We start from the raw sequence: 26,581 nt of genomic DNA on the forward strand, positions 1-26,581 counted from the left end.
TTACTTCGCCCCCTTGGAGTCGCTGTAGGCCGGGTTCTCCCAGATCACGGTGCCGCCCATGCCGATGCCGATGCACATGGTGGTCAGGCCGTAGCGCACGTCGGGGCGCTCGGCGAACTGACGCGAAAGCTGCGTCATCAGCCGCACCCCGGAGGACGCGAGCGGGTGACCGCAGGCGATCGCGCCACCCCACTGGTTGACGCGGGGGTCGTCGTCGGCGATGCCGAAGTGGTCCAGGAACGCGAGCACCTGGATCGCGAACGCCTCGTTGATCTCGAACAGGCCGATGTCGTCGATCGACAGGCCGGTGCGCGCGAACAGCTTCTCGGTGGCGGGCACCGGGCCGATGCCCATGACCTCCGGCTCGACACCGGCGAACGAGTAGCCCACCAGGCGCATGCCGATCGGCAGGCCGAGTTCGCGGGCGGTGTCCTCGTCGGCGAGCAGAGCCGCGGTGGCGCCGTCGTTGAGCCCGGCCGCGTTGCCGGCGGTGATCCGGCCGTGCGGCCGGAACGGCGTCTTCAGCCCGGCGAGCTGCTCGACGGTGGTGCCGGGGCGCGGCGGCTCGTCCTCGGTCGCGAGACCCCAGCCAAGTTCCTTCGAGCGCGTGGCGACCGGGACCAGCTCGGGGCCGATCTTGCCGGTCTTCACGGCCTCGGCGTACTTCTCCTGGCTGCGCGCGGCGTACGCGTCGGTGCGCTGCTTGGTGATCGCCGGAAACCGGTCGTGCAGGTTCTCCGCGGTCTGGCCCATCACGAGCGCCGTCGGGTCGACGAGCTTGTCGGCGATGATGCGCGGGTTCGGGTCCACGCCCTCGCCCATCGGGTGGCGGCCCATGTGCTCGACGCCGCCGGCGATGGCGATGTCGTAGGCACCGAAGCCGATCCCGCTCGCGGTGGTGGTGACCGCGGTCATCGCGCCGGCGCACATCCGGTCGAGCGCGAAACCGGGCACCGACTTCGGCAGGCCGGCCAGCAGCGCGGCGGTGCGGCCGATGGTCAGGCCCTGGTCGCCGATCTGGGTGGTGGCGGCGATCGCCACCTCGTCGACGCGCTCGGGCGGCAGCTCGGGATGCCGCCGCAGCAGTTCACGGATGGCGTTGACGACGAGATCGTCGGCACGGGTGCCGGCGTACATACCCTTTTCGCCTGCCTTGCCGAAGGGCGTCCGCACCCCTTCGACGAAGGCGACATTGCGTACCGACCGCGCGTTCGGCGCGAGCGGTGTTGCTCCTGCGGCCACGAATGCTCCTGAAGTAGAGGTTGTCCTGACCGCACCCTAGCCCCGGTTACCCGTCGGTAACCAGGATGGTGGCCCGGTCGAGTGGGGGAAGGCACACTCCCGGGGTCACCCGCCTCGGCCGCTTGGCCGATCCGGGGGAGGTGGGGAAATTGCTATGTTCGAAGTGATCAGGGGGAGGGATCACGATGAACTCGCCGGGGCCGGCCGTCACCCGTCGTGCGCTACTGGGGATGGCGGTCCTCGCGTCACTGGCCGCCTGCACGCGGGCGAACCCGCCCGTGCCGTCGCCGGATCCCTCGCCGCCCCCGCCGTCCACCACCCGCCAGTTCCACGACCGGTTGCTGGAGCTGGAGAACAAGTTCGACGCCAGGCTCGGCGTCTACGCGCTCGACACCGAAGGCGGCGGCACCGTCGAACACCGCGCCGACGAGCGGTTCGCGTTCTGCTCGACGTTCAAGGGGGTCGCGGCGGCCGCGGTCCTGCAGCGCAATCCGTTGTCGCATCTGGAAACCCGGGTCAGCTACTCGCGGGCCGACCTGATGAAACACGCCCCGGTCACCGAGCGGCACGTGGCCACGGGCATGACGATCCGCCAGCTGTGCGACGCCGCCGTCCGGTTCAGCGACGGCACGGCGGGCAACCTCCTGCTGCGGGATCTCGGCGGCCCCGCCGCGCTGACGGCGTTCACGCGCGGTCTCGGCGACACGGTCACGCGGATGGACCGGATCGAACCGGCCATCACCGAGGCCACGCCGGGCGACCTCCGCGACACCACCACGCCACGGGCGTTCGCGGCCGACTACCGGGAGATCGTGCTGGGGGACACGCTGACCGCCGACAAACGCGACTTCCTGCGCGACCTGCTTCAGCGCACCGTCACCGGCGCCGGCCGGATCCGGGCGGGCCTGCCGCACGGCTGGACCATCGCCGGCAAGACCGGAACAGGCGAGTACGGCACGCTGAACGACATCGCCGTCCTATGGCCGCCGGGTAAGGCCCCGATCGTCCTGGCGGTCATGTCCAGCAAGGCGGCGAAGGACGCTCCCTACGACGAAGCGCTACTCGCCGAGGCCGCGAGGTACGTCGTCGAAACCCTTACGTGAGGGAACTCGTAACTCGCGTGATTGAAGGCGTAACTCGCGTGATCGGAGGAGTTCCGTCTTCAATCACGCGAGTTACGCGTCTGATCACGCGAGTTACGCGCTAGTTGCCGGTGGCGCTGGGGAGCAGGGCCGGGCAGCCGGCGGTCTTGTAGGCCGGGTCGTACTCGAAGTGCCACTTTTCGTTGTCGTAGCGGCGGCACCAGCCGAGCGGGCCGCCGTTCTTGTCGACCCACGAGGCCGAGTTCAGCGGCTGGATGTCGACGGCGATTCCCTTGACGTGCATGGACGTCTCGGGCTGAAGCGCCCACTTCTTGGCCTGCTCCACGGAGCCGAATCGTTCGACGGCCTTGTCGAACTCGCGCTGCTGCTGGCTCCGGCTGCGTTTGCCGTCGTTCACACAGAGCGTGACGTTCTGGGCTTTGGCCTTGGCGCGCATGGCGTTCCACGCCTCGATCACGTCCGGGCGCATGCCGAAGGTGTCCTCGTCGACATAACGCTTGTCGACGGCGCAGGTCGGGCCGCTCTCGGGACCGGGGACCTCTTCGAGGATCGCGAGCGCCTGCCCGTTCACCGGTTTGACGGCCAGTCCGGTGGCGCCGAGCGTCACCATCGCGGCCACGACGAGGCCCAGCGCGGCGAACACGCTGATCACGGTCCTGCGGCTGGAGGTGGATGTGGTCGGCACCACCCCGAAGCTACCCAGCCCACGACGGGCCGCCACGGTTTGTGAGCTTCTTCCCAGAACGCCCCGTGAAGCCAACCAAATCGGAAAACGCCTGGTCCGGGTGGTCGTGAGTGGCGTTTCGGGTTAGAACCCGAAACGCCACTCACGAGACGCGACTCAACGGCTCAAGTACCCGAGCCACCCGCCGTACCCCGTGATGTCCTGGGCACCCTCCACCGCACCGGGCTCACACACGAACCCCGGCACCTCACTCCCGTCGGCCAGCCGCACCTTCCCGATGGCCAGTGGCGCGGGAACGCCCGCCACGAACTCGCCGAAGCCGCCCAGCGGCAGATCCCACACCTCCGCCTCGATCGGCTTGCCGCCCGAAGCGACCCGGACGAGACCGGGTTTGGGCGGCACGGTGTCCAGCGCGTAGAACCGGTACTCGGCCGCCGTCGGTCCCGCGGAAACGAACCGGCCACCCCGCGAGGTCAGCTCGTGGTTCAGCGGCTGCCCGCGCAGATGCGCGCCGACGACCGCGATCCGCGTCCGTCGCGGCACCGAGCGGGCGACATCGGCGAGGATCCGGTCGGCGTACGCGGGCCCGACCAGCATCACCCCGAACGGCAGTCCGCCGACGGTCCCGGCGGGCACGGCGAGCGACGACAGGTTCAGCAGGTTCGTCGAGTTCGTGAACCGGCCCAGCCGCGCGTTCACGCCCAGCGGGTCGGCCTCGACGTCGGCGATCGTCGGGTGTTCCGTCGTCGTGGGCAGCAGAAGACAGTCCACTGTGGACAAAATCGCCGACGCCTCGGCCGAAAGACCGTCGAGCGTCGCCAGGTCGCTGAACAACCGATGCGCCGGGACGTCCTTCGCCGCGCCGATGATTCGCCGCACGGCCGGGTCGACGGCGTCCGGATGCGCGTCGATGAACTCGCCGACCGCCGAATACCGCTCGGCCACGAAGGCGCCTTCGTACAGCAGGCGCGCGGCGGCCAGGAACGGTGATATGTCGACAGGCACCAGCTCGGCGCCCGCCTCCCGATACGAGCGAGCCGCCGCGGCGAACGCTTCGGCCCAGCCGTCCTGCAACGCGCCCAGCTCGGAAGGTACGCCGATCCGGAAAGGACGGTTCAGCACCGGAAGATCCCGCGGCTCGCTCAAGCAGGCGAACGCCGCCGTCGCCTCGTCGACCGTCCGCGCGAACACGGTCACGCAATCGATGCTCGCGCACGCGGGCACGACACCCGTCGTCGGCAGCAACCCCCGCGTCGGCTTCAGCCCGACGATCCCGTTGAACGCCGCCGGGACCCGGCCGGATCCCGCGGTGTCCGTGCCCAGCGCCAGATCCGCGATCCCGAGCGCCACCGCGACCGCCGACCCCGAACTCGACCCGCCCGAGACGTACGCCGGATCGACCGCGTTCCGCACCGCCCCGTGCGGGCTGCGCGTCCCGACCAGCCCGGTCGCGAACTGGTCCAGATTGGTCGTGCCCAGGATCAGCGCCCCGGCCGCGCGCAGCCGCGCCACCACCGGCGCGTCCTCGGCGGGCGAGTAGGCGTACTCGGGGCACGCCGCCGTCGTCGGCAGCCCGGCGACGTCGATGTTGCCCTTGACCGCGGCGAGTTTCCCGTACAGCGGCAGGGATTCCCCCGCCGCGCGACGGGCTTCCAGCTTCTCCGCGTCGGCGAGCACGTCCTCCTCGGGACGCAGGTCGATCCAGATCTCGGGCCGGTCGACCCGCGCGATCCGGTGGTATGCGGCGCGCACCCGTTCCCGCACGCTCATCCCGCGCTCCTTCCCAGAACCACCAGCGGCGTGCCGGGGGCGACCTGATCACCGGGCGAGACGAGGACCTCGACGACCTCGCCGCCGGCGGGCGCCGGGATCCGCGCCTCGGTCTTCATCGCTTCGAGGATCACCAGCGTCTCGGCCGCGTCGACCTTCTTGCCGGGTTCGACGTCCACCCGCCACACGGTCGCCGCGAACGGCGCCTCGACGACGTGCCCGCCGGGCGGGGCCTCGACCTTCGTGGTCGGCACCTTCGCGCCGACCGGTTCCGGCCGCGGGTCGAATTCGCCCGCCGCCGCCCACGCCTGCCGCTCCGCCTCGAACGCCGCGCTCTGCTTCGCCCGGAACGCGGCGATGTCGGCCGCGTTGTCGGCCAGGAAACGTTCGTGGTCGGCCAGCGCGAACTCGCCGTCGGTGATGTCGAGCTCCAACTCGCCGGCCGAGCTCTGCGCCCTCAGCTCCAGCAGTTCCTCCGCGCTCACCGGGTACCAGGAGATCCGGTCGAAGAACCGCAGCAGCCACGGCGAACCCGGCTCGAACGATCCGCGCTGCCGCCAGCCGCTCCACACCTGCACCGTCCGCCCGACGAACTGATAGCCGCCGGGGCCCTCCATCCCGTAGATGCACAGGTACGAGCCGCCGATCCCGACCGAGTTCTCCGCGGTCCACGTGCGGGCCGGGTTGTACTTCGTGGTCACCAGCCGGTGCCGCGGGTCCAGGGGAGTGGCCACCGGCGCGCCGAGGTAGACGTCGCCGAGCCCGAGCACGAGGTACTCCGCGTCGAACACCGTGCGGTAGACGTCGTCCACACTGGACAGACCGTTCACCCGGCGGATGAACTCGATGTTCCACGGGCACCATGGCGCGTCGTCGCGCACGCCCGCCATGTACCGCTCGATCGCCTCGCGCGTCGCCGGATCGTCCCAGGACAACGGCAGCCGCACGGTCCGGCTCGGCACCACGAGATCGCCGGTGCGCGGCAGGTCGTGCTCCACTTCCTGCACGAGGCCGAGCAGTTTCGGCACCGGCAGCACGTCCGGATCGACGTGCACCTGCAGCGAGCGGATCCCCGGGGTGAGGTCCACGACGCCGTCCAGACCTTCCGTGGCCAGCCGATCGGCCAGCGCGTGGACCCGCATCCGCAGCGCCAGGTCGAGTTTCATCGGCCCGTACTCGATCAGCAGGTTGTCGTCACCGCTGCGCCGGTAGGTGACCTCGGGGTTATCGTCCGATGTGGACAGACGGCCGAGGACGCCGCCGTCGTCGATCGGCTTCCGGCTCGCCTTGACCGCCGTACCCGGCGAGACACGCAAAGAGCCCGCGTGCTCGGTGGTGATCGGCACGAACCGCACGGTGTCGCCCGGCCGCAGCTGGCCGAGTTTCCACCGCTGCCCGGTCACCACGGTCGCCGGGCAGACGAACCCGCCGAGGCTCGGCCCGTCCGGTCCCAGCAGGATCGGCAGGTCGCCGGTGTAGTCGACGGCGCCGATCGCGTACGGCGTGTCGTGGATGTTCGACGGGTGCAGCCCCGCCTCGCCGCCGTCCTCCCGTGCCCAGCGCGGCCGGGGCCCGACGAGCCGGACACCTGTCCGCGCGGAGTTGAAATGCACTTCCCAATCGGTGGCGTAGAACGTCTCGATGTCGTCCGGGGTGAAGAACTCCGGCGCCGCGTGCGGTCCCTCGGCCGCGCCGATCTCCCAGTGCGTGGCGAAAACCGGCCGTTCGGCCTCGGGGACGGGACCGGTGACGGCCTTCTCCGGCAGCGGCCCGGGGTAGAGGACGTCGCCGGTCGCGAGCGCGCGCCCGCCGTGCCCGCCGAAACCGCCGAGCGTGAACGTCGCCGCGCTGCCGAGGAAGTCCGGCACGTCGATCCCGCCGCGCACCAGGACGTACGCGCGGAGCCCGGCGGTCCCGGTGCCGACGTCGAGCACGCCGCCCGCGGGGATCTCGACCGGCGTCCATTGTGGAACAGGAGCGCCGTCGACGGTCACCGGCGAGGGCGATCCCGTGACGCAAACGATTGCGTCCTCGGTGAACCGCAGCGAGACACCGTCCACAGTGCACTCCAGGCCCGCCGTGCCTTCGGGGTTGCCGAGGGCCCGGTTGCCCAGCCGCAGGGACAGCTCGTCCATCGGCCCGTTCGGCGGGACACCCACGTGCCAGAACCCCAGCCGCCCCGGCCAGTCCTGGACGGTGGTCATCGTGCCGCCCCGCAGCACCTCGATCCGTGGTTCGGGGTCGGTGATCGTGTCGAGTGTCGCGGTGTCGTGCGTGACCTCGCCGAGTCGCTGATCCGCGGCGACCGCGCGCAGCTGGCCGAGGTTCGTCCGGACGCCGTCGACCCGGCTCCCGCCGAGCGCCTCGCCCAACGCGGCCAGCGCCTCGGCCCGGTCCGCGCCGACGGTGATCACCTTGGCGAGCAACGGGTCGTAATGCGTCGTCACTTTCGACCCGGCCTCGACCCAGGTGTCGACCCGGACCTCGGCGGGGAAGTCGGCGCGGGTCAGCAGGCCCGCGCTCGGCCGGTGCCCGGCGGCCGGATCCTCCGCGTAGACGCGGGCTTCGATCGCGTGCCCGCGCGGCGACGGCGTGGCGGCGAACATCCCGGTGTCGCCGTCGGCGAGCCGGAGCATCCACGAGACCAGGTCGATGCCGTATACCGCCTCGGTGACCGGATGTTCGACCTGCAGCCTCGTGTTGACCTCGAGGAACGCGGCCTCCTCGCGCGCCGGGTCGTAGATGAACTCGACCGTCCCGGCCGAGCGGTAGCGCACCGAAGCGCAGAGGCCGACGGCCGCCGAGACCAGTTTCTCCCGCACCGCTTCGGAAAGTCCCGGGGCGGGGCACTCTTCGAGCACCTTCTGATTGCGCCGCTGCAGGGTGCAGTCCCGCGTGCCCAGCGCCAGCACCTCACCCGTACCGTCGCCGAACACCTGGACCTCGACGTGCCGCGCGCGGGTCACGAGCCGTTCGAGGAACACCCCCGAGGTCGAGAAGCTCTTGGCCGCGATGCTCTGCACCGCCTCCCAGGCGTCGCGGAGTTCCCCGGCCGACGCGCAGGCCCGCATGCCGATCCCGCCGCCACCGCCGGTGGCCTTGAGCATCACGGGGTAGCCGATCTCGTCCGCCGCCGCTTCGGCGTCGGCCAGGGTGGCCAGCAGCCCGGTGCCCGGCAGCAGCGGGACCCCGGCTTCGACGGCCTTCTCCCGTGCGGTGTGCTTGCTGCCGAAGACTTCGAGATGGTCCGCCGTGGGACCGGCGAACCGGAGTCCGGCCGCCTCCACCGCCCTGGCGAAGGCGGCGTCCTCGGACAGGAAACCGTAGCCGGGGTGGATCGTGTCCGCGCCGGTCTTCAGCGCGGCTTCGATGATGGCGTCGCCGAGGAGATAACTCTCCCTCGCCGGCGCCGGGCCGAGCCGGACGGCTTCGTCGGAAAGCCGTACGTGCGCGGCCGTCCGGTCGGCGTCGGAATAGACGGCGACCGTCGGAATGCCCATCTCCCTTGCCGTCCGGATGATCCGGACGGCGATTTCCCCCCGGTTGGCGACGAGCAGTTTCACGCGCCACCGCCGGTGACGATCATCCGGACCGGCGTCGGGTCGAAGCCGTTGCACGGATTGTTGATCTGCGGGCAGTTCGACACCAGCACGAGCACGTCGGTCTCGGCGCGCACCTTGACTTCGAGGCCGGGCGCGGAGATGCCGTCGACGATGCCGAGCGTGCCGTCCTGTTCCACCGGCACGTTCATGTACCAGTTGACGTTGCTGACCAGGTCTCGTTTGCCGAGACCCCATTTCGCGCCCTCGGTCAGGAAGTTCTCGACGCAGGCGTGCTGGTACCGCGTGTGCTGGCCGTAGCGGAGGCTGTTCGATTCCTTGCTGCAGGCACCACCGATCGTGTCGTGCCGCCCGCAGGTGTCCTCGACGACGGTCAGGAGCGGCGCTCCCTCGCCGGTGCGCAGCACGCTGCCGGTGGTGAGGAAGATGTTGCGCTGCGCGGCGATCGTGGCCGCCGCGCTGTATCTCTTCGCCGTGTCGGCGGCGTCGTAGCAGAGGAAGTCGACGGCCTGGTTGCCGCCGAGGTCGATGATCGCGAGTGTCTCGCCCTTCCGCAGCACGGTGGAGTACGGCGCCCGCGCGGCGACCTCGGTGTCGGAGATGATCGTGGTCATGCCAGGCCCCTAGCGGTGAGGTAGTCGGCGGTGTTCTCGAAGGCGCGCTGTGCCTCGGGTGACGCGGTCCATTCAGGACTGTCCGGTGTGGACGGCGCGGAGCGCTGGGCGAGGACGCGCAGCGGTGTGATCGGGGAGTCCGGGCGCGGGTCCAGCGGGTGCGGCACGTTGGCGATCAGGACGATCACCGGGAGTTCGGTGCGCAGGACCACGGATTTGCCGGGGCCCGCCGAACCGGTGAACGTCAGCCCGCCGTCGGTCTCCACGTGGACGCCCTGGAAGAAGGACAGGCTCGGCGGGAGATCACGCGGGGTGAGGCCGTGTTTGGCGGCGGCCAGGGTGAACAGTGTTACGCCGTTCACAGTGGACGTTCCGCAGAGCGCGTCGTGTTTCCCGCTCTCGTCGGTGACGACGGTCGCGAGCACCCGCGCCTGATCCGAAAGCAGTGCGATCGCCTCGCCGAGATAGGCGTTCCACTGGACCTTCACCGTGTCCGCGACGTTCAGCCGTTCCCAGGGCTGGTCGGCGTTGTACAGCAGCACGTGCGCGCAGGCGTCGCCTTCGACGTCGGTGAGCCGGAGTTCGGTGCCCCTCGCGAGGACCTTGTGGGTGTACCCGCCGCCGGCGACGGTCTCGGCCCAGACCAGCTTCGCCGGGTCGATCCCGGGCGGCGGGTCCGGCCAGGTGGACGCCGGGATGGCCGGCATCGCTTCGGTGACCGTGCCCGCCTGGGCGCGCGCGTGGTCGCGAGCGCCGTACGTGGTCGATGTCGTGCTCATGGAACCTTCCTTCAGGTCGCGGGGACGGGAACCGTGGTGAGCGCGGAGCGGCGGCGCCAGCAGAGGTAGCCGGTGAGCAGCGCGGCGCCGACGAACTCGATCGGGAACAACAGGACCCAGACGGAACCGGTGCCCGCCAGGTCGTAGATCTCGGCTCGTGGCCAGGCGATGTTGACGATCATCATCGCGCCGTACCCTACTGCCGCGATGTTGACCGGAATAGCCCATCGCCCCAGGGAGAAATGGCCGGGTTCGGCGGTGAACCGGCCTTGACGGCGCCGGATCAGCAGCGGTCCGGTCACCAGCAGATAGGCCAGATAGACCACGACCACCGACGTGCCGGTGATGGTGCTGAAGATCGTCGGATTCCCTAGATTCAGCAGAAGCAGCCCGATGGCGAGCGCCCCGGAAAGCACGGCGGGCGCGATCGGCGTGCCGGTGCGGGGGTTCACCGCGGAAAGGCGTTTGGCGCCGGGGAGCGCGCCGTCGCGGGCCATCGAGTAGATCAGCCGGACCGTGCCGGTCTGGATGGTCAGGGTGCACACGACGACCGCGATCGCGACGTCGGCGAGGAAGACCCGGCCGAGGGTGTCGCCGAAGACCGCCGTGATCACATACGGCAGGCCCTTCCCGGCGAGCTGCCCGTCGGTCAGGCTCGGCGCCGCCATCAGCGCGGTGAGGACGACGGCGAGTCCGCCGATCCCGGAGATCAGGAGGGCGCGGAGCACGGCACGCGGTGCGGTGCGGCGCGCGTCCTTCGTCTCCTCGGCGACGGAGGCGGCGGTATCGAAGCCGTACAGCACATACGCGGCCATCAACGCCGATGCGAGGACACCGCCGGCTCCCGGGCTTTCACCCGCGGGCTGGAGCACGACCTGCGGGCCGCGGACGGCGAACAGCGCGAGACCGGCGATCAGCACGAGGACGCCGACGAGTTCGGCCGCGACCCCGACGTCGTTGATCCGCGCCATCAGCCGCACGCCGCCCGCGTTGATCGCGGTGGTGAGGACGATCAGCAGGGTGCCGAGCAGCACCGCGTTGCTGGCGCCGGTCGGGGAGGTGATCGCCGGATCCCCGCCGACGAGCTGGAACCCGCTCCAGACCGACGGGAGGACGACCTGCAGCGCGATCGCGGCCCCGGCAAGCGCCACGACGCAGCCCACCAGCATCATCCAGCCGGCGAGCCACCCCGCGAATCCGGGGGAGAGGTGTTTCGCCCACTGGTAAACCGATCCGGCCAGCGGGAATCGGGCCGCGAGTTCGGCGAAGTTGAGCGCGACGAGCAATTGCCCGGCGATCACCAGCGGCCATGTCCAGAAGAAGAGCGTGTCGCCGAAGGAATAGCCGAAGGCGAACAGCTGGAACACCGTGGTCAGGATGGAAACGAAGGAGAAACCGGCGGCGAAGGCGGAGAAACCGCCCAGTGTCCGGCGAAGTTCTTGGCGGTACCCGAAGGCGGAAAGGTCTTCGGAAGGCATTGCGGAGGCTCCTGTCTCAAGGGCCGGATTTCGATCGGCTGACCGAAATTAAGCGCGTGCGGGATCCTTCCGATCTCCGCCGGGTAAGCGCGGTGTTAACAGATACCGGATTCGGTAACCTGGGCCGACCGCCGGACGTAACAAAGATCTTCGCGGAGAAATGGCAGGATCGGATAGATGACGAAAACGACCGGGGTGGGCAGACCGAGAGCCAGCGGCGCCGCCGCCAGCAAGCGCGAGGCGCGGCTCGCCGTCTTGGACGCGGCGGGGGAGCTGTTCACCGGCGCCGGCTACGCGGCGACGACCACGCGGGCCATCGCCGAACGCGCCGGGCTGCGCCAGGCGTCGCTCTACTACCACTTTCCGTCCAAAGAGGACATTCTCGCGGCGCTGCTGGAGGACACCGTCCGGCCGTCGCTGGACGTCGCGGGCGGGCTGTCGGCCAAGTTCGCGCCGGTCGGCACGAGGCTGTGGGCGCTGGCCTACGCGGACATCCATCTGCTCGGCAGCGCGCGGCACAACCTCGGCGCCCTGTACCTGCTGCCGGAGATCTCCTCGCCGCGGCTCGCGCGGTTCCGGGCCGAACGGGCGGAGCTCAAACGCGTCTATGGCTCGCTCGTCGCGGCGGCGGGCGTCACGGCCGCCCTCCAGGGGATCCGGACCGACCTCGTGTTCGGGCTCGTCGAGAGCATCGCGATCGTCCGGCGCGACCAGCCGGACCTGGACGTCGAGGCGCACGCCGTCGAAGGGGCCGACAGCGTGCTGAGGCTCGTCGGGCTCGGGGAGCCGGACGCCGTTCTGCGCGGCTCCGCGCGAGCGCTGCTGGAGGGCTGAAGGCGGGTCAGGCGGCGGTGGAGTGGAGCGCCTTGCTCAGCACCGCGACCGTCAGCTCGACCTGCCAGGGCCGGGCGCCGCCCTCGCGCAGGACCTGGGCGACGGAATCCTCGCTCAGGTCCGACGGCGGACGCCAGCAGGTGCGGCGCACCAGTTCCGGCAGCAGCAGGTTCTCCACCGGCAGCCGCCGGTCCTCCGCGATGGCCGACAGCGCCGCGCGGGCGGCGGAAAGCCGGGCGGCGGCGTCGGGATCCTTGTCCGACCACCGGTTCACCGGCGGCGGCCCGTCGGTCTGCTGCGCGGGGCTGGGCAGTTCGTCGGCGGGGAGCGCGCGGGCGGCCTGCAGATGCCGCAGCCAGCTCGCGGTGTACTTGCGCTGCACCCGGCCGCTGAACACCGGCAGCGCCTGAAGCTGCTCGACGGTCTTCGGGTCGGCGGTGACGGCGTTGATGATCGCGCTGTCGGGCAGGATCCGGCTCGGCGCGCGGTCGCGTTTGCGGGCGAGCTCGTCGCGTGCCTGCCACAGTTCGCGGACGGCGGCGAGGCCGCGGGCGCTGCGGATCTTGTGCACCCCGGACGTCCGGCGCCACGGCTCGGCCCGAGGGGCGGGCGGCGGCGCGGTGCGGACGGCCTCGAATTCCTGCTGGGCCCATTCGAGCTTGCCCTGGGCGGCCAAATCGGCTTCGAGCTTCTCGCGCAGCTCGATGAGCAGCTCGACGTCGAGGGCGGCGTAGTTCAGCCAGTCGACGGGAAGCGGGCGCTTCGACCAGTCGGCGGCGCTGTGCCCCTTCTCCAGCTGGTAGCCGAGGAGGAGTTCGACGAGGGTGCCGAGAGCGACGCGCTCGTACCCGGCGAGCCGTCCGGCGAGTTCGGTGTCGAACAGGCTCTTCGGGCGCAGGTCGAGTTCGGCGAGGCACGGCAGGTCCTGAGAGGCCGCGTGCAACACCCATTCGGCGTTGTTGAGCACTTCCGCGAGGGGTTCGAGCTGCCCTTCGAGCGGAATGGGGTCGATGAGGAAGGAGCCGGCACCTTCGCGGCGCAGCTGCACGAGATAGGCCTTGGGCCAGTATCGGTAGCCGGACGCCCGTTCGGTGTCCACGGCGATGGCCCCGCTGCCGCCCGCGATCTTCACGCAGGCTTCGGCGAGGGCGGTCGCGTCGGCGATCACCGGTGGAGTGCCCTCGGCGGGCTCACGCAGCAGGACCGGTCCACCGGTGTCGTCGGTGCCGGTCTTCGGGTCCGTCTGCGGTTCTCCGGGTCGGTCGCCTTCCATAGGTGAAGACCCTACGGGACGAGCGGGCCGCGCCTGGTCCGCCCGCCCCGCAGGGCTGTTCGCCTTTGTCAGCGGATCACGCCGGCACGCATGGCCAGCGCCACCATCTGAGCCCGGTCACCCGTGCCGAGCTTGCGCCCGATGCGGGAGAGGTGAGACTTCACCGTGAGAGCGGAGAGGCTGAGTTCCTCGCCGATCTCCTTGTTGCTCTGGCCGTCGGCCACGAGCTGCAGCACCTCGACCTCGCGCGCCGAAAGCTCGCGCGGGGTGTTGTCGGTGCCGGCGACCCGGGTGCCGGTGGCCAAGACCGGTGCGACGCTCGGGTCCGCGTAGACGCCGCCCTCGAGCACCCTGCGGACGCCGTCGGTCACCACGACCGGCGAAGCCGACTTGAGCAGGTATGCCTGGGCGCCGGCCTGGAACGCCGACCTGACCGCGTACGGGTCGTCTGATGAAGCGAGCACCACTACTCGAGGCCAGCCGTGGCTACGGAGTTCCGTAACCAGCTCGATGCCGCTGCCATCGGGCAGTCCGAGATCGAGGATCGCCAGGTCACAAGGCCCGGTGGCCTGTGCTCGCGCCCTCGCCTCGGCCACCGTGGCGGCCTCGTGGACGGTGCCCGCACCCATCTGTGCGAGTCTTGCTGAGATTGCCTCCCTCAACAGCGGGTGGTCATCGACCACCAACACGGAAAAAAGCTCTTCCCGCGGGTGCGGAACCATGCTCGCCGGCAATGAACCGGCTGGCGTGGATCGGACGGCCTGAGAAATGCCGACGGTAGCCACGTCACTACCTCCCTGGAGTCGGTCGTGCCCCCCGACCGGCACCGGGACTTTCGGCCGTTTAGCCGCGCCAGCTTTAGACCGAAAGTGGTGTCGTCGATGGCACTGTAGCCGCCCTGAGGCCTTCGCGGGGGGATCGAATGGGTATCTATCTCAAACCAGTGGTCACTCAGGGAGTTCGTAGTAACACGATCGGGCTAGTACACAGCCGGTGGCTAACACATCGCCGAAAGAACACGATGCACTGGGGTTACCGGGGTCCAACCGACTGTGCAGATGAGCCGTGCACCTGCCGGTGCCTCTGCCCGGGACCTCCGCGGGGCGGGGCGGCGGGGGCCGGAAAGTGCCTCCGGCGTCGGGCTTGATCAACTTCGCGGAGAGTCATGATCGCTCCGCTCGGTGACCGTGATGGTAACGCTCCGGAAGCGTATCGGCGGCCTCGGGGGCCGGTTCGATCTTGTTGCGGACGGTGACAGCCGGGTTAGCACGAACGGGGTGGTCCAGACCTCTGTGTGCGCGGCTCCGCGCAGGTGAGGGCTGGTCTAGTCCAGATGGCCGCGAAGCGGGTTTCGGGGGTGTACGGACGCTCTGAGGGGCTCGCGAATGGCGTAGCGAAGGCGCTTCGGGGCCCTTCGCGGGCATGGCGGCTGTCCGTGAAGGCCTCCTTGCCTACTTTGAGGGTAGTGAAGGAGGCCTTCACGGCTCCGCGAGGGGAGCAAGGGACCTTTGCTACCGCGCTAGTTTTCCTAGCGGCGCTAGATGGCCGACCTTCGCAATATAACCCGAATGCTATGTCTCGATTGATGGGAATCCGGCGTGTCGGGACCGTGGCCGAGCCCGTGAAGGCCTCCTTGAGGGACCCAGAGTCCCTCAAGGAGGCCTTCACGGACTTGCGGAGAAGCGGCTCAGGAGGACTGGCGCTGCTCGAACAGCGTCACACCGACCGGCGGCAGTCCCACGACGCTCGCCATCACCTGGCAGAACGCCTGCCCGTGCGGCCGCAACGCGGCGTCGGTCGGCGTCCAGGACGCCCGAAGCTCCAGATCGTCGGTGCGCGCGGGCCCGGAGATGTCGCCGAACCGGGCCGAAGACGTCTCGGTGACCGTGCCGCCCAGCGCCGTCCACTCCGCGCCGGAGGTCTCCAGCGCGTCGGTCAGCCACGACCAGCCCACGGCGGGCAGGAAGGGATCGGTCGCCAGTTCCCGGTCGAGTTCCGCGCGGACGTACATGACCAGCCGCAGGACGCCGTCCCAGCCCTCCTGGCCGTCGGGGTCGTGCAGCAGCACCAGCCGCCCCGACGCCAGCACGTCCGCCGGCCCTTCCACCTCGCAGCTCACCGCGTAGGACCACGGCGCCAGGCGCTGCGGCGGGCGCATCTTCTCCAGCCGCACTTCGGGACGGGGCCGGACCGATTGCAACGCCGCGACGGCTTCACGGAAGAGATCGGGTACTGACGTCATCGCGGTCACCAACCGACTGTAAGACGCGATCGTCCGGTTCGGGGCGCAGGCGCGCCGAGAGTAAGGCCTCCGAGCGCACATGGCACCATGAACCGTGATGTCTCCTTCAGTTGCTTCTCCCGCGCAGACCGTCCCGGCGGCCCGTCGCGCCCTGCCCGGTGCGCCGTTCCTGGCCGCCGCGCGCGGCGAACGCCCGGCTCACACCCCCGTGTGGTTCATGCGCCAGGCGGGCCGGTCACTGCCCGAATACCGGGCGCTGCGCGAAGGCACCTCGATGTTCGAAGCGTGCTTCGACCCCGAGATGCTCGCCGAGATCACGCTCCAGCCGATCCGCCGTCACGGCGTCGACGCGGCCATCCTCTTCAGTGACATCGTCGTCCCGCTCAAGGCGGCGGGCCTCGACATCGACATCGTCGCGGGCACCGGGCCGGTCGTCGCCGAGCCGATCCGCGACGCCGCGGGCGTGCGCGCGCTGCCGGTGCTGGAGCCCGAGCAGGTGGAGCGGGTCGCCGAGGGTGTCCGGCTGCTGGTCGGGTCGCTGGGCGAGACGCCGCTGATCGGGTTCGCCGGTGCGCCGTTCACGCTGGCCTCGTACCTCATCGAGGGCGGGCCGAGCCGCAACCACGAGCACACCAAGGCGCTCATGCACTCCGAGCCCGGGCTGTGGCACGAGCTGGCGGGGCGCCTGGCGGACATGGCGATCACCTTCCTCTCCGCGCAGCTCGACGCCGGGGCCGACGCGATCCAGCTGTTCGACTCGTGGGCGGGCGCGCTCTCGGAGCGGGACTACCGCGAGTTCGTCCTTCCGCATTCGGCGAAGGTGCTGTCCGCGGTCGCGCGCTACGGCGTGCCCCGGATCCACTTCGGCGTCGGCACCGGCGAGTTGCTGGTGGCCATGCGCGACGCGGGTGCCGACGTGGTCGGCGTCGACTGGCGCATCCCGCTCGACGAAGCCGTGCGGCGGCTCGGCGGCGGCGTGGTCCAGGGCAACCTCGACCCGGCGCTCCTGCACGGGTCCTGGCCGGTCATCGAGGCCGAGGTGCGGCGCATCCTCGCCGAGGGCCGCGCGGCCGACGGCCACATCTTCAACCTCGGCCACGGCGTGCTGCCCGGCGTCGACCCGGACGTACTGACGCGCGTGGTCGGGCTGGTGCACGAGCTTCAGCCGTGAAGACGGTCGCCGTCGTCGGTGGCGGGATCTCGGGACTGACCGCGGCGTACCGGCTGCGGACCCTGCTCGGCGAGGACGCCAGGATCGTCGTCTTCGAGGCGACCGGGTCGCTCGGCGGGAAACTCCGCACGGTCGAACTCGCCGGTGAGCGCTACGACGTCGGCGCGGAGGCCTTCCTCGCCCGCCGTCCCGAAGCGCTCGCGCTGGTGCGTGAGGTCGGGCTGGGCGAAAGCCTCGTCCATCCCACCAAGGCCCGCGCGAAGATCCACGCCGGCGGTTCCGTACTCGGCCTGCCGCCGGGCACGGTCATGGGTGTTCCGGCGTCGGCCGGCGCGGTCGCGGGGATGCTGTCGGAGAAGGGCCGCGCGCTGGTCGAGGCCGAGGCGTCGCTGCCTCCGCTGGAACTGCCCGCGGAAGATGTGCCGCTCGGCCCGCTGCTGCGCGAACGGTTCGGCGACGAACTCGTCGACCGGCTCGTCGATCCGCTGCTCGGCGGGGTCTACGCCGGGGGAGCGGACGGGCTCGGCCTGCGCGCGACCATGCCCGGCCTCGCCTCCGCGATCGATCGCGGCGCGACTTCGCTCACCGAAGGCGCCGCCTCCCGCCTGCCCGCCTCGCCGAGTACGGCGCCGGTCTTCGGCACCCTGCTGGGCGGGCTCGGGACGCTGATCGCTCGGCTCGCGGAGCTGTCCCGCGCCGAGATCCGCACCGGGACCACGGTGACGGCGCTCGACCGCACCCCCACCGGCTGGAAGGTCGACGACCTCGACGCCGACGCCGTCCTTCTCGCCGTCCCGGCGCCCTCGGCGCGGCGGCTGCTCGACGGCGTCGCGGGAGTGGCCTCGTCGGTGTTCGCGAAGGTCGAACTCGCGTCGATGGCGGTGGTCGCGCTCGCGCTCCCGCCGGGGACCGCGCTGCCGGAGTCGTCCGGGGTGCTGATCGGCGCCGGGGAACGGGACGCCGCCGGGAAGCCGTTCGCCGCCAAGGCGTTCACCTTCTCGTCCCGCAAGTGGGCGCAGTACGGCGAAGGTCCGGTGCTGGTGCGCGGCTCGGTCGGCCGCTTCGGCGAACCGGGCGCGCTGCACGCCGACGACGACGAACTCGTGCGCGTGGTCCGCGACGATCTCGCCCGGCTGACCGGGGTCACCGCCGAGCCGATCGACATCCTCGTGACCCGATGGGGTGGCGGACTCCCGCAGTACGGCACCGGGCACCTCGTCCGCGTCGAGCGGATCGAACGTGCCGTCGCCGCCGTTCCCGGGCTCGCCGTGGCTGGCGCGACACTGCACGGCGTCGGGCTTCCGGCCTGCATCGCCACCGCCGACGCCGCCGCCCGCCGCATCGCCGGGATCACACCGCCCCACGAAGGCTCCTGAGCACCGGCAGTGCCAAGATGGCGGTATGGCGCGGCTGAACTACAACGAGCTCAATGACACCATCCGCTACACCGCCTGGTCGGTCTTCCGGGCCGAGCAGGGCAAGCTCGGCGAAGACCGGGCGAAGGCGACCGCGGAGACCACCGAGTACCTCGACGCGCTGGAAGCCAAGGGCGTCGTCGTCCGCGGTGTCTACGACCTCTCCGGGCTGCGCGCCGACGCCGACTACATGATCTGGTGGCACGCCGAGGAGATCGAGCAGGTCCAGGCGGCGTACAGCGGCTTCCGGCACACCCCGCTCGGCCGCGCGTCGGCACCGGTGTGGAGCCAGGTCGCGCTGCACCGCCCGGCGGAGTTCAACAAGAGCCACATCCCGGCGTTCCTCGCCGGTGAAGAGGCCCGCAAGTTCATCTGCGTGTACCCGTTCGTGCGCTCGTACGAGTGGTACCTGCTGCCGGACGACGAGCGCCGCAAGATGCTCGCCGACCACGGCAAGGAGGCCCGCGACTACCCGGACGTCCGCGCCAACACGGTCGCGTCGTTCGCGCTGGGCGACTACGAGTGGATCCTCGCCTTCGAGGCCGACGAACTGCACCGCATCGTCGACCTGATGCGTCACCTGCGCGGCACCGAGGCACGCCTCCACGTGCGCGAGGAGATCCCGTTCTACACCGGGACGAAGGTGGCCCCCGCCGAGCTGATCGCGCTCCTGCCCTAGTGAAGGCCTCCGTGGACACCCGCGTCTGGACCACGCTCACCGGCGACACCCTCGCCGAAGACGCCGTCGAGATCACCGGCCCCGAGTCGGTGCTGCCCGGGACCTTCCGGGTCGAGGAGGCGGCGACGACGAGTATCGCCGCGGCGACGCTCGCGGCCGGGGAACTGTTGCGGCTGAGGGGGATCGAGCCGGGCAAGGTCTCGGTCGACACCCGGCACGCAGCGGCGGCGTTCCACAGCGAGCAGTACCTCCGCGTCGACGGGGAGCCGGTGCCGTTCAGCGCGCCGCTGTCCGGCGACTACCGCGCGAACGACGGCTGGGTGCGGCTGCACTGCAACTACCCGCGGCACGTGTCCGCCGTGTGCTGGGGTCTCGGCGTACCCGCGACGCGGGCGGCGTTCGAGAAGGTCGTGGCGGCCAAGTCGAAGTACGAGGTCGAGTCGGCCGTGGTCGGCGCGGGCGGTGCCGCGGCCGTGCTGCGCACCCGTGACGAGTGGCTGGCGCACAAGCAAGGGCAGGCGTCGAGCGCGTTGCCGGTGGCCGACATCCGGCCGCTCGGGACGTCGGAGCCGGTGCGGCTGTTCGAATCCGGCCGGCCGCTGGGCGGGGTGCGGATCCTGGACCTGACCCATGTCATCGCCGGGCCGGTCGCGGGCCGCGTGCTCGCCGCGCACGGGGCGACCGTCATGCACATCGGTTCGGCGCAGCTGCCGACCGTGCCGCCGCTGGCCGTCGACACCGGCATGGGGAAGCTCTCGGCGTACGTCGACCTGGAGACCGAAGCCGGACGCTCGCGGCTGCGCAAGCTGATCGCCCGCGCCGACGTCGTGCTGCAGGGTTTCCGGCCGGGTTCGTTGACGGCCAAGGGTTTCTCGCCGGAAGCGATCGCCGAGCTCCGGCCGGGCATCGTCGTCGCGGATCTGTCCGCGTACGGCTGGGAAGGGCCGTGGGCACGCAGGCGCGGGTTCGACAGCCTGGTGCAGATGGCGTCGGGCATCGCCGAGGAGGGCGGCAGGACCGCCGGGCTCGACGGCCCCGGACCGCTTCCGGTGCAGGCGCTCGACCACGCGACCGGCTGGCTCACCGCGGCGGCGATCATGACCGCCGTCCGTCAGGCGGCCACCGAAGGCGGCAGCCGGCATGTCCGTACCTCGCTCGCGGGGACCGGGGAGTGGCTGAACTCCTTGGGCCGTAAGGAAGCCGGGCCTGCCGGGTTCGACGGCGGCGAGTGGCTCGAAGACGTCGACGGCCAGCTCGGCCGGGTCACCCGGGTCAAGATGGCGGGCACCCTGCCGGGCTCGAATCCACAATGGACGGAAGCGACGCACGTACCGGGGAGCGACCGCCCGGTTTGGTGAAACCGCATTCAGAGGACTAAATGCGGCGGAGCCAGCTCGCGAACCGGCCCCGGGGTTTCGGGACTTCGCCGCGCTCCACGAGCCACGTGCCGAAAGCGTCCGCGTAGGCCCGCGCGCGGATCGTGTCGGTCTTCGGGTGAGCCGTCGCGTACTCGCGGAAGAGCGCGGCGAACCGGTCACCGAGGGCCTCGGCGAGGTCCGGCCGAAGGTAGGCGGCCAGCCTGCATTGCTTGTTCCGCATGACGTTGGCCTCGATGCGGAGCCTGTCCGCGTCGAAGCCCGCCGGGGCGTCGCCACCGGCGAGAAGCGCCTTGAGCAGCTCCGCCTGCTGCCCGGCGAGCCGCTCCCGGGGCGACGTCACGGCGAGACCGCGTCTCGCAGCGCGGCCAGCTCCGCCGCGAGTTCGGCGTCGGACGGGTAGTCGTCGTCGCGTTCCAGCAGGACGCCGGGCGGTTCGGTGCGCCGCCGCAGTTCGCGCAGCAGGTCCAGCACTTCCGGCACCACCGGATGGGCGTGCGTGTCGTGGTAGACGCCGTCCCGTTCGACCCCGCCCGCCATATGGGTGTACGCCAGGCGCTCCCACGGGATCTCGTCGAGGAACCGTTCGGGATCGGTGCCGAGGTTGCGGGCGTTGGCGTACAGGTTGGCCACGTCGACGATCAGCAGGCAGCCGGTCCGGTCGGTGAGCTCCCGCAGGAACTCCGACTCGGTGTACTCCGCGTCCGGCCATTCCAGCACCGCCGCGATGTTCTCCAGCGCGAACGGGACCTCCACGATGGACTGCGTCAGTTTGACGTTGTCCACCAGGACGTCGAGCGCCTCCCGGGTGCGGGGGAGCGGCATCAGATGGCCCGAGTCGAGGCCGCCCGCGCGCACGAAGCACACGTGGTCGCTGGCCAGCGGTGCGCCGAGCTCGCGGGTGATCTCCGCGAGATGCTCGACGCGCGCGGTGTCCAGCGGCTCGGCCCCGCCCAGCGACAGCGAGACGGCGTGCGGCAGGACCGGCATTCCCTTGTCGCGCAACGCGAGCAGGGTTTCCGGAAGATGCGCGGCGTGCAGGTTCTCGGCGACGACCTCGACCCAGTCGACCCCTGGCAACCGCGCGATCGAAAGGTCGAGCTCGTGCCGCCAGCCGATGCCGATCCCGAGCGTGCCGGACCCGTCAGCCGCCACAGCCGCCTCCACCGCAACCACCGCCGCCGCTGCTTCCGCTGCTGCACGAGCTTCCGCCGCTGCTGCACGAAGAGCCGCCGCCGGACGAGCCGCCGCCGAAACCGCTGGAGACCGGCGGCGGGATCAAGGCCGCGCTGAGCTCCTCGTCGGGGTACGAGGCGAGGCCGCCGAACGCGACCGCCGCCGCGGCGCCGCCCAGCACCGCGCCGCCGACGTATCCCGGTCCGTTCGGGATGCCGCGTTTGCGCTCCCGTCCGTGGGCGGACCTGGCCTTGTGGAGGACCCGGGCGCCCTCGCTGGTCGGACGCGGGCCCGGCCGCTTGTTCTTGAGCGCACGGGAGATCAGCGTCGCGAACACGGCCGCGATCAGCATCGGGATCAGGAATCCGACCGGGCGGTCGCCGGCGATCCCCGCGATCAGGCGCACCACACCGAGGACGAGTACGGCGAGGTACAGGAAGTACACGACCCGGCGGATCCGTGGCGTCTGGTCGACGACGACCAGCCCCCGTGCCTCCAGATCCTTGGCGAGCGCCTGCATCGGGCCCGACATCCGGAGCCGGTCACGGATGCCGCGGGTCGTGGCGTTGTAGCCCGGCCTGGCGCCCTTGGCGACGGCCTTTTCGATCGGGTCGGCGGGCTCGGGACCGGTGAGCTGGAGCTGCTTCGTACTGCTGACCCGCAAGGTCCCGCGGTCGACCAGCGTCGCGATGGCCGTGTCGACCACCCGGTCCGGTCCGCCGGCGAGATAGGCGAACTCGTACACCGTCGGCTGCGGGCCGCTCAGTTCGGCGCGCGGCGCTTTGCCGCCCAGTTTGGCCATGATCGTCCACGCGAAACCGGCGACCGCGGGGAACACGATCAGGGCGCCATAGATCGCCAGGAACGTGGGTCCGGGGATGCCCCAAGTGTCTTCCATCGCACGGGCCTTTCACGAGCAGGTGCACTTACCGTAGTCGGACGCTTTTCCGTCCGGTCGTGGTTCCGTGATTCCAGGGTTCAGCCGCCGCAACCACCTCCGCCGCCACCGCAGGACGAACCGCCCGCACAGCCGCTTCCCCCGCCCGACGAACCCGCCGATTCCTTAGCGGTGGCGTCGCCGGTCCTGACCAGCATGTCCGCCATCACCGGATCGGGATACGCCGCCAGCCCGCCGAGCGCCACCGCGCCCGCCACTCCGGGGACCAGAAGCGGATCCCGCCGTGCCGCGCCGACGACGCGCAGTCCGGCCACGGTCGGCAGGACGGTACGGCTCGGCCGCAGGAGAAGGGCGGTCCCGGCGATGGCCGCGACCACCGCGAGGAGGAGAGCCGCCAGCACGCCGGCCGGGCGGCCCAGTGGAATGGCGTTCGCGAACCTCGCCAGACCGAGCGCGAGCACCGGGAGATAGACGATCAAGGCCGCCAGCCATCCCACGCGACGGCGACGTTCGTCCACTTGCAGGCCGCTCAGCTGAAGATCGTTGCGCACTTCCTGGACGGCGGCGCTCCGGCTCAGCAGCTTCTTCAACCGGTAATGCCCGCCGGCGCCCACTCGCGGGACGAGGTCGGTGGCGGCGCGTACGAGCGGATCTCCCGATGCGGCCCGGAGGACGGTGAGCCGTCCCTGGCTGTCCAGCCGCACCTGTTCACCGGCGACCATGGTGGCCACCACGACATCGGCGACCCGTTCGGTGCCACCGGCCAGCGCGGCGAGGTGATACGGGCCAGGCGGCGTCCATTCGTCGGCGGCACGACGCCGCAGCGACTGTGCCCATAGACCGGCGACGAGAAACGGCAGGACGGCGAGGCAGCCGTACAGCCACGCGAAAACCGGTCCGGAGATCCCCCAGGGTTCGTTCATACGACACCGCCCTCCCCGACGTGTTTCCTCGTGAACGCGTCGAAGAGGGCGGTGGTTCGCTTCGGTCGGTTACGACTCGGGAACGAGCTTCAGCGAGATCGAGTTGATGCAGTACCGCTGATCCGTCGGCGTGGCGTAGCCCTCGCCTTCGAAGACGTGCCCGAGGTGGCTGTGGCACGACTTGCACAGCACCTCGATCCGGCGCATCCCCATGGTGGTGTCCTCGCGCAGGAGGACGGCGTCGGTGTCGGCGGGGTCGTAGAACGACGGCCAGCCGCAGTGGCTGTCGAATTTCGTTTCGCTGCGGAACAGTTCGGCGCCACAGGCTCGGCACTGGTAGACACCGGTGGTCTTCTCATCGGTGTACTCGCCGGTGAAGGGGCGCTCGGTGCCCGCCTGGCGAAGGACGGCGTACTCGTCGGGGCTGAGCTGCTCCCGCCATTCCTGCTCGGACTTGACCACGCGCGGCGTGGCTCCGACAACGGGTTTCATGCCTTTCACCGGTTCCACGTTACCCCGCGAGCCACGCGATGGCCCGGCCGATGATGTCCCATGCGGTGACCATCACGCCGAGCACGATGAGGACCACGACCAGTGCCGAAACCCACCAGCGCAGCCCGCCGAGACGGTTGCTGGAGTCGGCGAAATCGGAGACACCGTCGAGGCAGGCCTCCACGGTGAAGTTCGGGCCGCAGCGTTCGATGCGGTCCAGATGCTCGGCGAAGGCCCGGGCTTCGGGATCGTACGGGTCGAGGCCTACCAGGTCCTCCTGGAAGCGAGGATTCTGGCCAGGTCCGAAAGGTCCGCTATCGGCCATACCGGCAACAGTAAGCCACGATCGGCGATTGTCCTACCACCAGCGAGGCGGGTCTCACCGCCGCCACGCTGCGTCAGTTGCCGAGTACTCGCGTGTCGGCGTCGATGTAGTACTGCCCACCGACCTGGACCACGCGCAGTGCCGGGCGTGTTCCCTTGTTGAGCGTGATGTTCATGTCGATCGAGCCGTCGGCGTTGCCGCCGCCCTTGTCCGCGCGGGCGGTGTCGGCGCTGGTGACCTTGTGGGTGCTCCAGTACTCGGCGAAAGCCTGCTCCGAACCGTAGACCTCTTTCGCGGCGTCCGTGAGCATGTTCCAGCTCGCGGACGTGCCGATCTTGCCGGTGTCGAAGAAGTCGAGGACGAAGCTGCCCACGCTGGAGTAGCTCGTGATCTTTTCGCTGGGCGTCTTGCCCAGTCCCGCGGGCGAGGGGCGCGACGAAGACGGGGCGCTCGACTTGGGCGCCGAGGTGCCCGGCGGCGGATTCACCCCGGTGTTGCCCCCGGCCTGGGTGTTGGCCCCGTTGCTCGAGTTCAGGATCAGGAACACGATCACGGCGATCACCACGACCGCGGCACCGGCGCCCGCGAACAGGACGGCCTTGCGCTTGGCGTCGGTCGGCTTGGCGGGCGACGGCCGCATCGGGGCGGCCGCCGACGGCGGCGGGCTCATCGCGGCGACCGGGCGCGGCGGGGTGTTCGGCGGGGCGGACGGCGAGCGCATCGGGATGAACGCGGCCGTCGGCGTGTGCGTCTTGGTGGGTTGCGGGGGAGCCGCTGCGGAGGGGACCGGCTTGTCGGTCCGCTGCCACGGCGGGCGGTCTCCGCCCGGGAGGCCGTGTCCGGGGGTTTCGGGCACGGCGGGCTGTCTGCCGCCGCCCGCTCCGAACAGCCGCGGCGAGGCGGCCGTGCCCGCGCCGGATTCGTTCGCCGCCAGCGCGGCGAGGCGCTCCCTGGCCTCGGCCATGGTCGGGCGCTCGGTCGGCTCGGTGCGCAGCAGGCTCATCAGCAGCGCCGTCGCGGCGCCCGCCTGCTGCGGCGGGTTGATCTGACCGTTCGCGGCCGCGTACAGCAGCGCGAGCTGGTTGGAGCTGTTCCCGTACGGGGTCTGGCCCTCGATCGCCTGGTAGAGCGTCGCGCCGAGCGCGAAGACGTCGGAGCTGGGCACCGGATCCGAGCCGCGCGCCAGCTCGGGCGCGAGGTAAGCCGGGGTGCCGCCGATCAGGCCGGTCTGGGTGAGCGTCATGTCGCCGGCCGCGCGCGAGATGCCGAAGTCGGTGATCTTCGCGGTGCCAGCCTCGTCGATCAGGATGTTGCCCGGTTTGACGTCGCGGTGCACGATCCCGGCGCGGTGCGCGGCGACCAGCGCCGACGCGACCTGCTCGCCGATCTTCGCGACGCGCCCCAGCGGCAGCGTGCCCTCCTCGGAGATGATCGCCGAGAGGCTCGGGCCGTTCAGGTACTCCATCACCAGGCAGGGGTCGCCGCCGTGCTCGGCGATGTCGAACACCACGATCGCGTTCGGATGCTGGAACCGGGCCGCGTTCTTCGCCTCGCGCATGGCGCGCTGGCGCATGTTGTCGCGTTCGGCCTCGGAGACACCCGGCTGCGGGAGGATCTGCTTGACCGCCACCGAGCGCTCGAGGCGGACATCGATGGCACGCCAGACCACCCCCATGGCACCGCTACCAATTTGCTCGACCAGGCGATAGTGCCCAGCGATCAGCTGACCGGTGTCGATGGCGACTGCTCCTGACACATTCTCCGGGTGATGGTGGCGCTACGCGGCCTGACAGGTCCCGCGCACCCGATCGAGTGTAGCGGGCGGCGGTTTCGGCTCCCCGTCAGCTCGCCGGTGCGGAGGCGGGCAATTCTTCCTCGCCGCTGGGTTCGGGTATCGGACGGGCCTTGCGCCGGAAGACCTTGACCAGCCCGATGGCCCCCGCGGCGGCGAACACGGCGTAACAGATCAGCAGGGCGGGAGGTGTTTCCCCGGTCAGCGCGTCGCCGAGGACGACGACCGCGACCGTCCCCGGCAGGCTGCCTAGCGCGGTCCCGATCAGATACGGGGCGAAACGGACGGATGACACTCCGCACAGGTAACTGAACGGAGCGAACGGCACCATCGGGATCAGCCGTAAGGAGGTGACCGCCAGTACCCCGCCGTCCGAAAGCCGGTCGTTGACCGCGCGGACCTTCGCCCGGTGCAGGTGCCGGGTGACCAGATCGCGGCCGAGTGCCCTCGAAAGAGCGAACGAGAGCGCGGACGCGACCATGGTCGCCAGGATGCCGACGAGGATGCCCGTCGTGGCGCCGAGCAGCAGCCCGCCCGCCAGGTTGAACACGGTGCGCGGGATCGGCACCACGGTGAGCACCGAATAGACCAGGAAGAACACCAGCGGAGTGGCCGGGCCGGTCTCGGCGGCCCAGGACCGCAGCCCGGCCGGACTCGGGATCGGCAGCAGCACCGCCGCCGCCACGAACAGGGCGAGCACGGTGAGCGCGAGGATTAATTTGGTACGCCCGGACACCGCGTCCACCGTACCGTG

24 protein-coding genes are annotated in these 26,581 nt (G+C 70.7%); 6 read left to right on the top strand and 18 right to left on the bottom strand.

Annotated elements, in window-relative coordinates:
* On the bottom strand, window positions 1–1,242 hold the full coding sequence (locus AORI_RS54080) for a thiolase family protein (RefSeq protein WP_016332984.1): 1,242 nt from the start codon (window positions 1,240–1,242) through the stop codon (window positions 1–3).
* Window positions 1,243–1,427: 185 nt separating this feature from the next.
* On the opposite strand from AORI_RS54080, the gene bla reads away from it, so the two are divergent.
* Complete coding sequence (gene bla, locus AORI_RS54085; protein WP_043848014.1) at window positions 1,428–2,345, top strand: class A beta-lactamase; 918 nt, start codon at window positions 1,428–1,430, stop codon at window positions 2,343–2,345.
* 100 nt (window positions 2,346–2,445) lie between these two features.
* Here bla and AORI_RS54090 read toward each other — a convergent pair whose 3' ends face one another.
* From AORI_RS54090 to AORI_RS54115, 6 genes are all read right to left on the bottom strand, one after another.
* Complete coding sequence (locus AORI_RS54090; RefSeq protein ID WP_043848711.1) at window positions 2,446–3,033, bottom strand: D-alanyl-D-alanine carboxypeptidase family protein; 588 nt, start codon at window positions 3,031–3,033, stop codon at window positions 2,446–2,448.
* Between the two features lie 153 nt (window positions 3,034–3,186).
* Complete coding sequence (atzF, locus tag AORI_RS54095) at window positions 3,187–4,800, bottom strand: allophanate hydrolase (RefSeq protein WP_016332987.1); 1,614 nt, start codon at window positions 4,798–4,800, stop codon at window positions 3,187–3,189.
* Window positions 4,797–8,363, bottom strand: a complete 3,567-nt coding sequence (gene uca / locus AORI_RS54100) for an urea carboxylase (protein ID WP_016332988.1) — start codon at window positions 8,361–8,363, stop codon at window positions 4,797–4,799. The genes atzF and uca overlap by 4 nt, the downstream gene beginning before the upstream one ends.
* Window positions 8,360–8,974, bottom strand: a complete 615-nt coding sequence (locus AORI_RS54105; RefSeq protein WP_016332989.1) for an urea amidolyase associated protein UAAP2 — start codon at window positions 8,972–8,974, stop codon at window positions 8,360–8,362. The genes uca and AORI_RS54105 overlap by 4 nt, the downstream gene beginning before the upstream one ends.
* Window positions 8,971–9,753 carry a DUF1989 domain-containing protein gene (locus tag AORI_RS54110; RefSeq protein ID WP_016332990.1) on the bottom strand — a complete coding sequence of 261 codons (783 nt, stop codon included), beginning with the start codon at window positions 9,751–9,753 and terminating at the stop codon, window positions 8,971–8,973. Before AORI_RS54110 ends, AORI_RS54105 begins: the two co-directional genes overlap by 4 nt.
* Window positions 9,754–9,764: 11 nt before the next feature.
* On the bottom strand, window positions 9,765–11,231 hold the full coding sequence (locus AORI_RS54115; protein WP_016332991.1) for an amino acid permease: 1,467 nt from the start codon (window positions 11,229–11,231) through the stop codon (window positions 9,765–9,767).
* A 177-nt stretch (window positions 11,232–11,408) separates the two neighbouring features.
* On the opposite strand from AORI_RS54115, the gene AORI_RS54120 reads away from it, so the two are divergent.
* Entirely contained in the window at window positions 11,409–12,065 is a 657-nt protein-coding gene (locus AORI_RS54120; RefSeq protein ID WP_016332992.1) for a TetR/AcrR family transcriptional regulator, read from the top strand.
* 7 nt (window positions 12,066–12,072) lie between these two features.
* Here AORI_RS54120 and AORI_RS54125 read toward each other — a convergent pair whose 3' ends face one another.
* From AORI_RS54125 to AORI_RS54135, 3 genes are all read right to left on the bottom strand, one after another.
* Window positions 12,073–13,338, bottom strand: a complete 1,266-nt coding sequence (locus AORI_RS54125) for a ribonuclease D (protein WP_016332993.1) — start codon at window positions 13,336–13,338, stop codon at window positions 12,073–12,075.
* Window positions 13,339–13,406: 68 nt separating this feature from the next.
* Window positions 13,407–14,123 (bottom strand): response regulator transcription factor, encoded by a 717-nt coding sequence (locus tag AORI_RS54130; protein ID WP_034318331.1) that lies wholly within the window; start codon window positions 14,121–14,123, stop codon window positions 13,407–13,409.
* Window positions 14,124–15,025: 902 nt separating this feature from the next.
* Window positions 15,026–15,589, bottom strand: coding sequence for a DUF3000 domain-containing protein (locus tag AORI_RS54135; RefSeq protein WP_016332994.1), 564 nt, complete (start codon window positions 15,587–15,589; stop codon window positions 15,026–15,028).
* An 88-nt stretch (window positions 15,590–15,677) separates the two neighbouring features.
* On the opposite strand from AORI_RS54135, the gene hemE reads away from it, so the two are divergent.
* Genes hemE through AORI_RS54155 form a run of 4 tightly spaced genes read left to right on the top strand, consistent with a single transcriptional unit; the run spans window position 15,678 to window position 20,203 of the window.
* Window positions 15,678–16,751 carry a uroporphyrinogen decarboxylase gene (hemE, locus tag AORI_RS54140; protein ID WP_043848015.1) on the top strand — a complete coding sequence of 358 codons (1,074 nt, stop codon included), beginning with the start codon at window positions 15,678–15,680 and terminating at the stop codon, window positions 16,749–16,751.
* Window positions 16,748–18,127 (top strand): protoporphyrinogen oxidase, encoded by a 1,380-nt coding sequence (gene hemG / locus AORI_RS54145; RefSeq protein WP_016332996.1) that lies wholly within the window; start codon window positions 16,748–16,750, stop codon window positions 18,125–18,127. Before hemE ends, hemG begins: the two co-directional genes overlap by 4 nt.
* A 25-nt stretch (window positions 18,128–18,152) precedes the next feature.
* Entirely contained in the window at window positions 18,153–18,845 is a 693-nt protein-coding gene (hemQ, locus tag AORI_RS54150) for a hydrogen peroxide-dependent heme synthase (RefSeq protein ID WP_016332997.1), read from the top strand.
* 11 nt (window positions 18,846–18,856) lie between these two features.
* Entirely contained in the window at window positions 18,857–20,203 is a 1,347-nt protein-coding gene (locus tag AORI_RS54155) for a CoA transferase (RefSeq protein WP_043848713.1), read from the top strand.
* Window positions 20,204–20,219: 16 nt separating this feature from the next.
* On the opposite strand, the gene AORI_RS54160 is transcribed toward AORI_RS54155, so the two are convergent.
* From AORI_RS54160 to AORI_RS54195, 8 genes are all read right to left on the bottom strand, one after another.
* Window positions 20,220–20,564 (bottom strand): SCO6045 C-terminal-like domain-containing protein, encoded by a 345-nt coding sequence (locus AORI_RS54160; RefSeq protein ID WP_043848016.1) that lies wholly within the window; start codon window positions 20,562–20,564, stop codon window positions 20,220–20,222.
* A complete protein-coding gene (locus tag AORI_RS54165; RefSeq protein ID WP_043848714.1) occupies window positions 20,561–21,376 on the bottom strand; it encodes an MbnB/TglH/ChrH family RiPP precursor modification enzyme in 816 nt (271 codons plus the stop codon). The genes AORI_RS54160 and AORI_RS54165 overlap by 4 nt, the downstream gene beginning before the upstream one ends.
* Window positions 21,366–22,295, bottom strand: a complete 930-nt coding sequence (locus tag AORI_RS54170; RefSeq protein ID WP_016332999.1) for a TIGR04222 domain-containing membrane protein — start codon at window positions 22,293–22,295, stop codon at window positions 21,366–21,368. Before AORI_RS54170 ends, AORI_RS54165 begins: the two co-directional genes overlap by 11 nt.
* Window positions 22,296–22,375: 80 nt before the next feature.
* Window positions 22,376–23,218, bottom strand: a complete 843-nt coding sequence (locus AORI_RS54175) for a TIGR04222 domain-containing membrane protein (protein WP_016333000.1) — start codon at window positions 23,216–23,218, stop codon at window positions 22,376–22,378.
* 69 nt (window positions 23,219–23,287) lie between these two features.
* On the bottom strand, window positions 23,288–23,710 hold the full coding sequence (gene msrB, locus AORI_RS54180) for a peptide-methionine (R)-S-oxide reductase MsrB (protein WP_016333001.1): 423 nt from the start codon (window positions 23,708–23,710) through the stop codon (window positions 23,288–23,290).
* Window positions 23,711–23,729: 19 nt separating this feature from the next.
* Entirely contained in the window at window positions 23,730–24,035 is a 306-nt protein-coding gene (locus AORI_RS54185; protein WP_016333002.1) for a hypothetical protein, read from the bottom strand.
* A gap of 73 nt (window positions 24,036–24,108) precedes the next feature.
* A complete protein-coding gene (locus tag AORI_RS54190) occupies window positions 24,109–25,710 on the bottom strand; it encodes a serine/threonine-protein kinase (RefSeq protein ID WP_016333003.1) in 1,602 nt (533 codons plus the stop codon).
* 166 nt (window positions 25,711–25,876) lie between these two features.
* Complete coding sequence (locus AORI_RS54195; protein WP_043848715.1) at window positions 25,877–26,563, bottom strand: TVP38/TMEM64 family protein; 687 nt, start codon at window positions 26,561–26,563, stop codon at window positions 25,877–25,879.
* Between the last annotated feature and the right edge of the window lie 18 nt (window positions 26,564–26,581).

The sequence above is a fragment of the Amycolatopsis keratiniphila genome, from assembly GCF_000400635.2.
GTDB classification, from domain to species: domain Bacteria; phylum Actinomycetota; class Actinomycetes; order Mycobacteriales; family Pseudonocardiaceae; genus Amycolatopsis; species Amycolatopsis keratiniphila.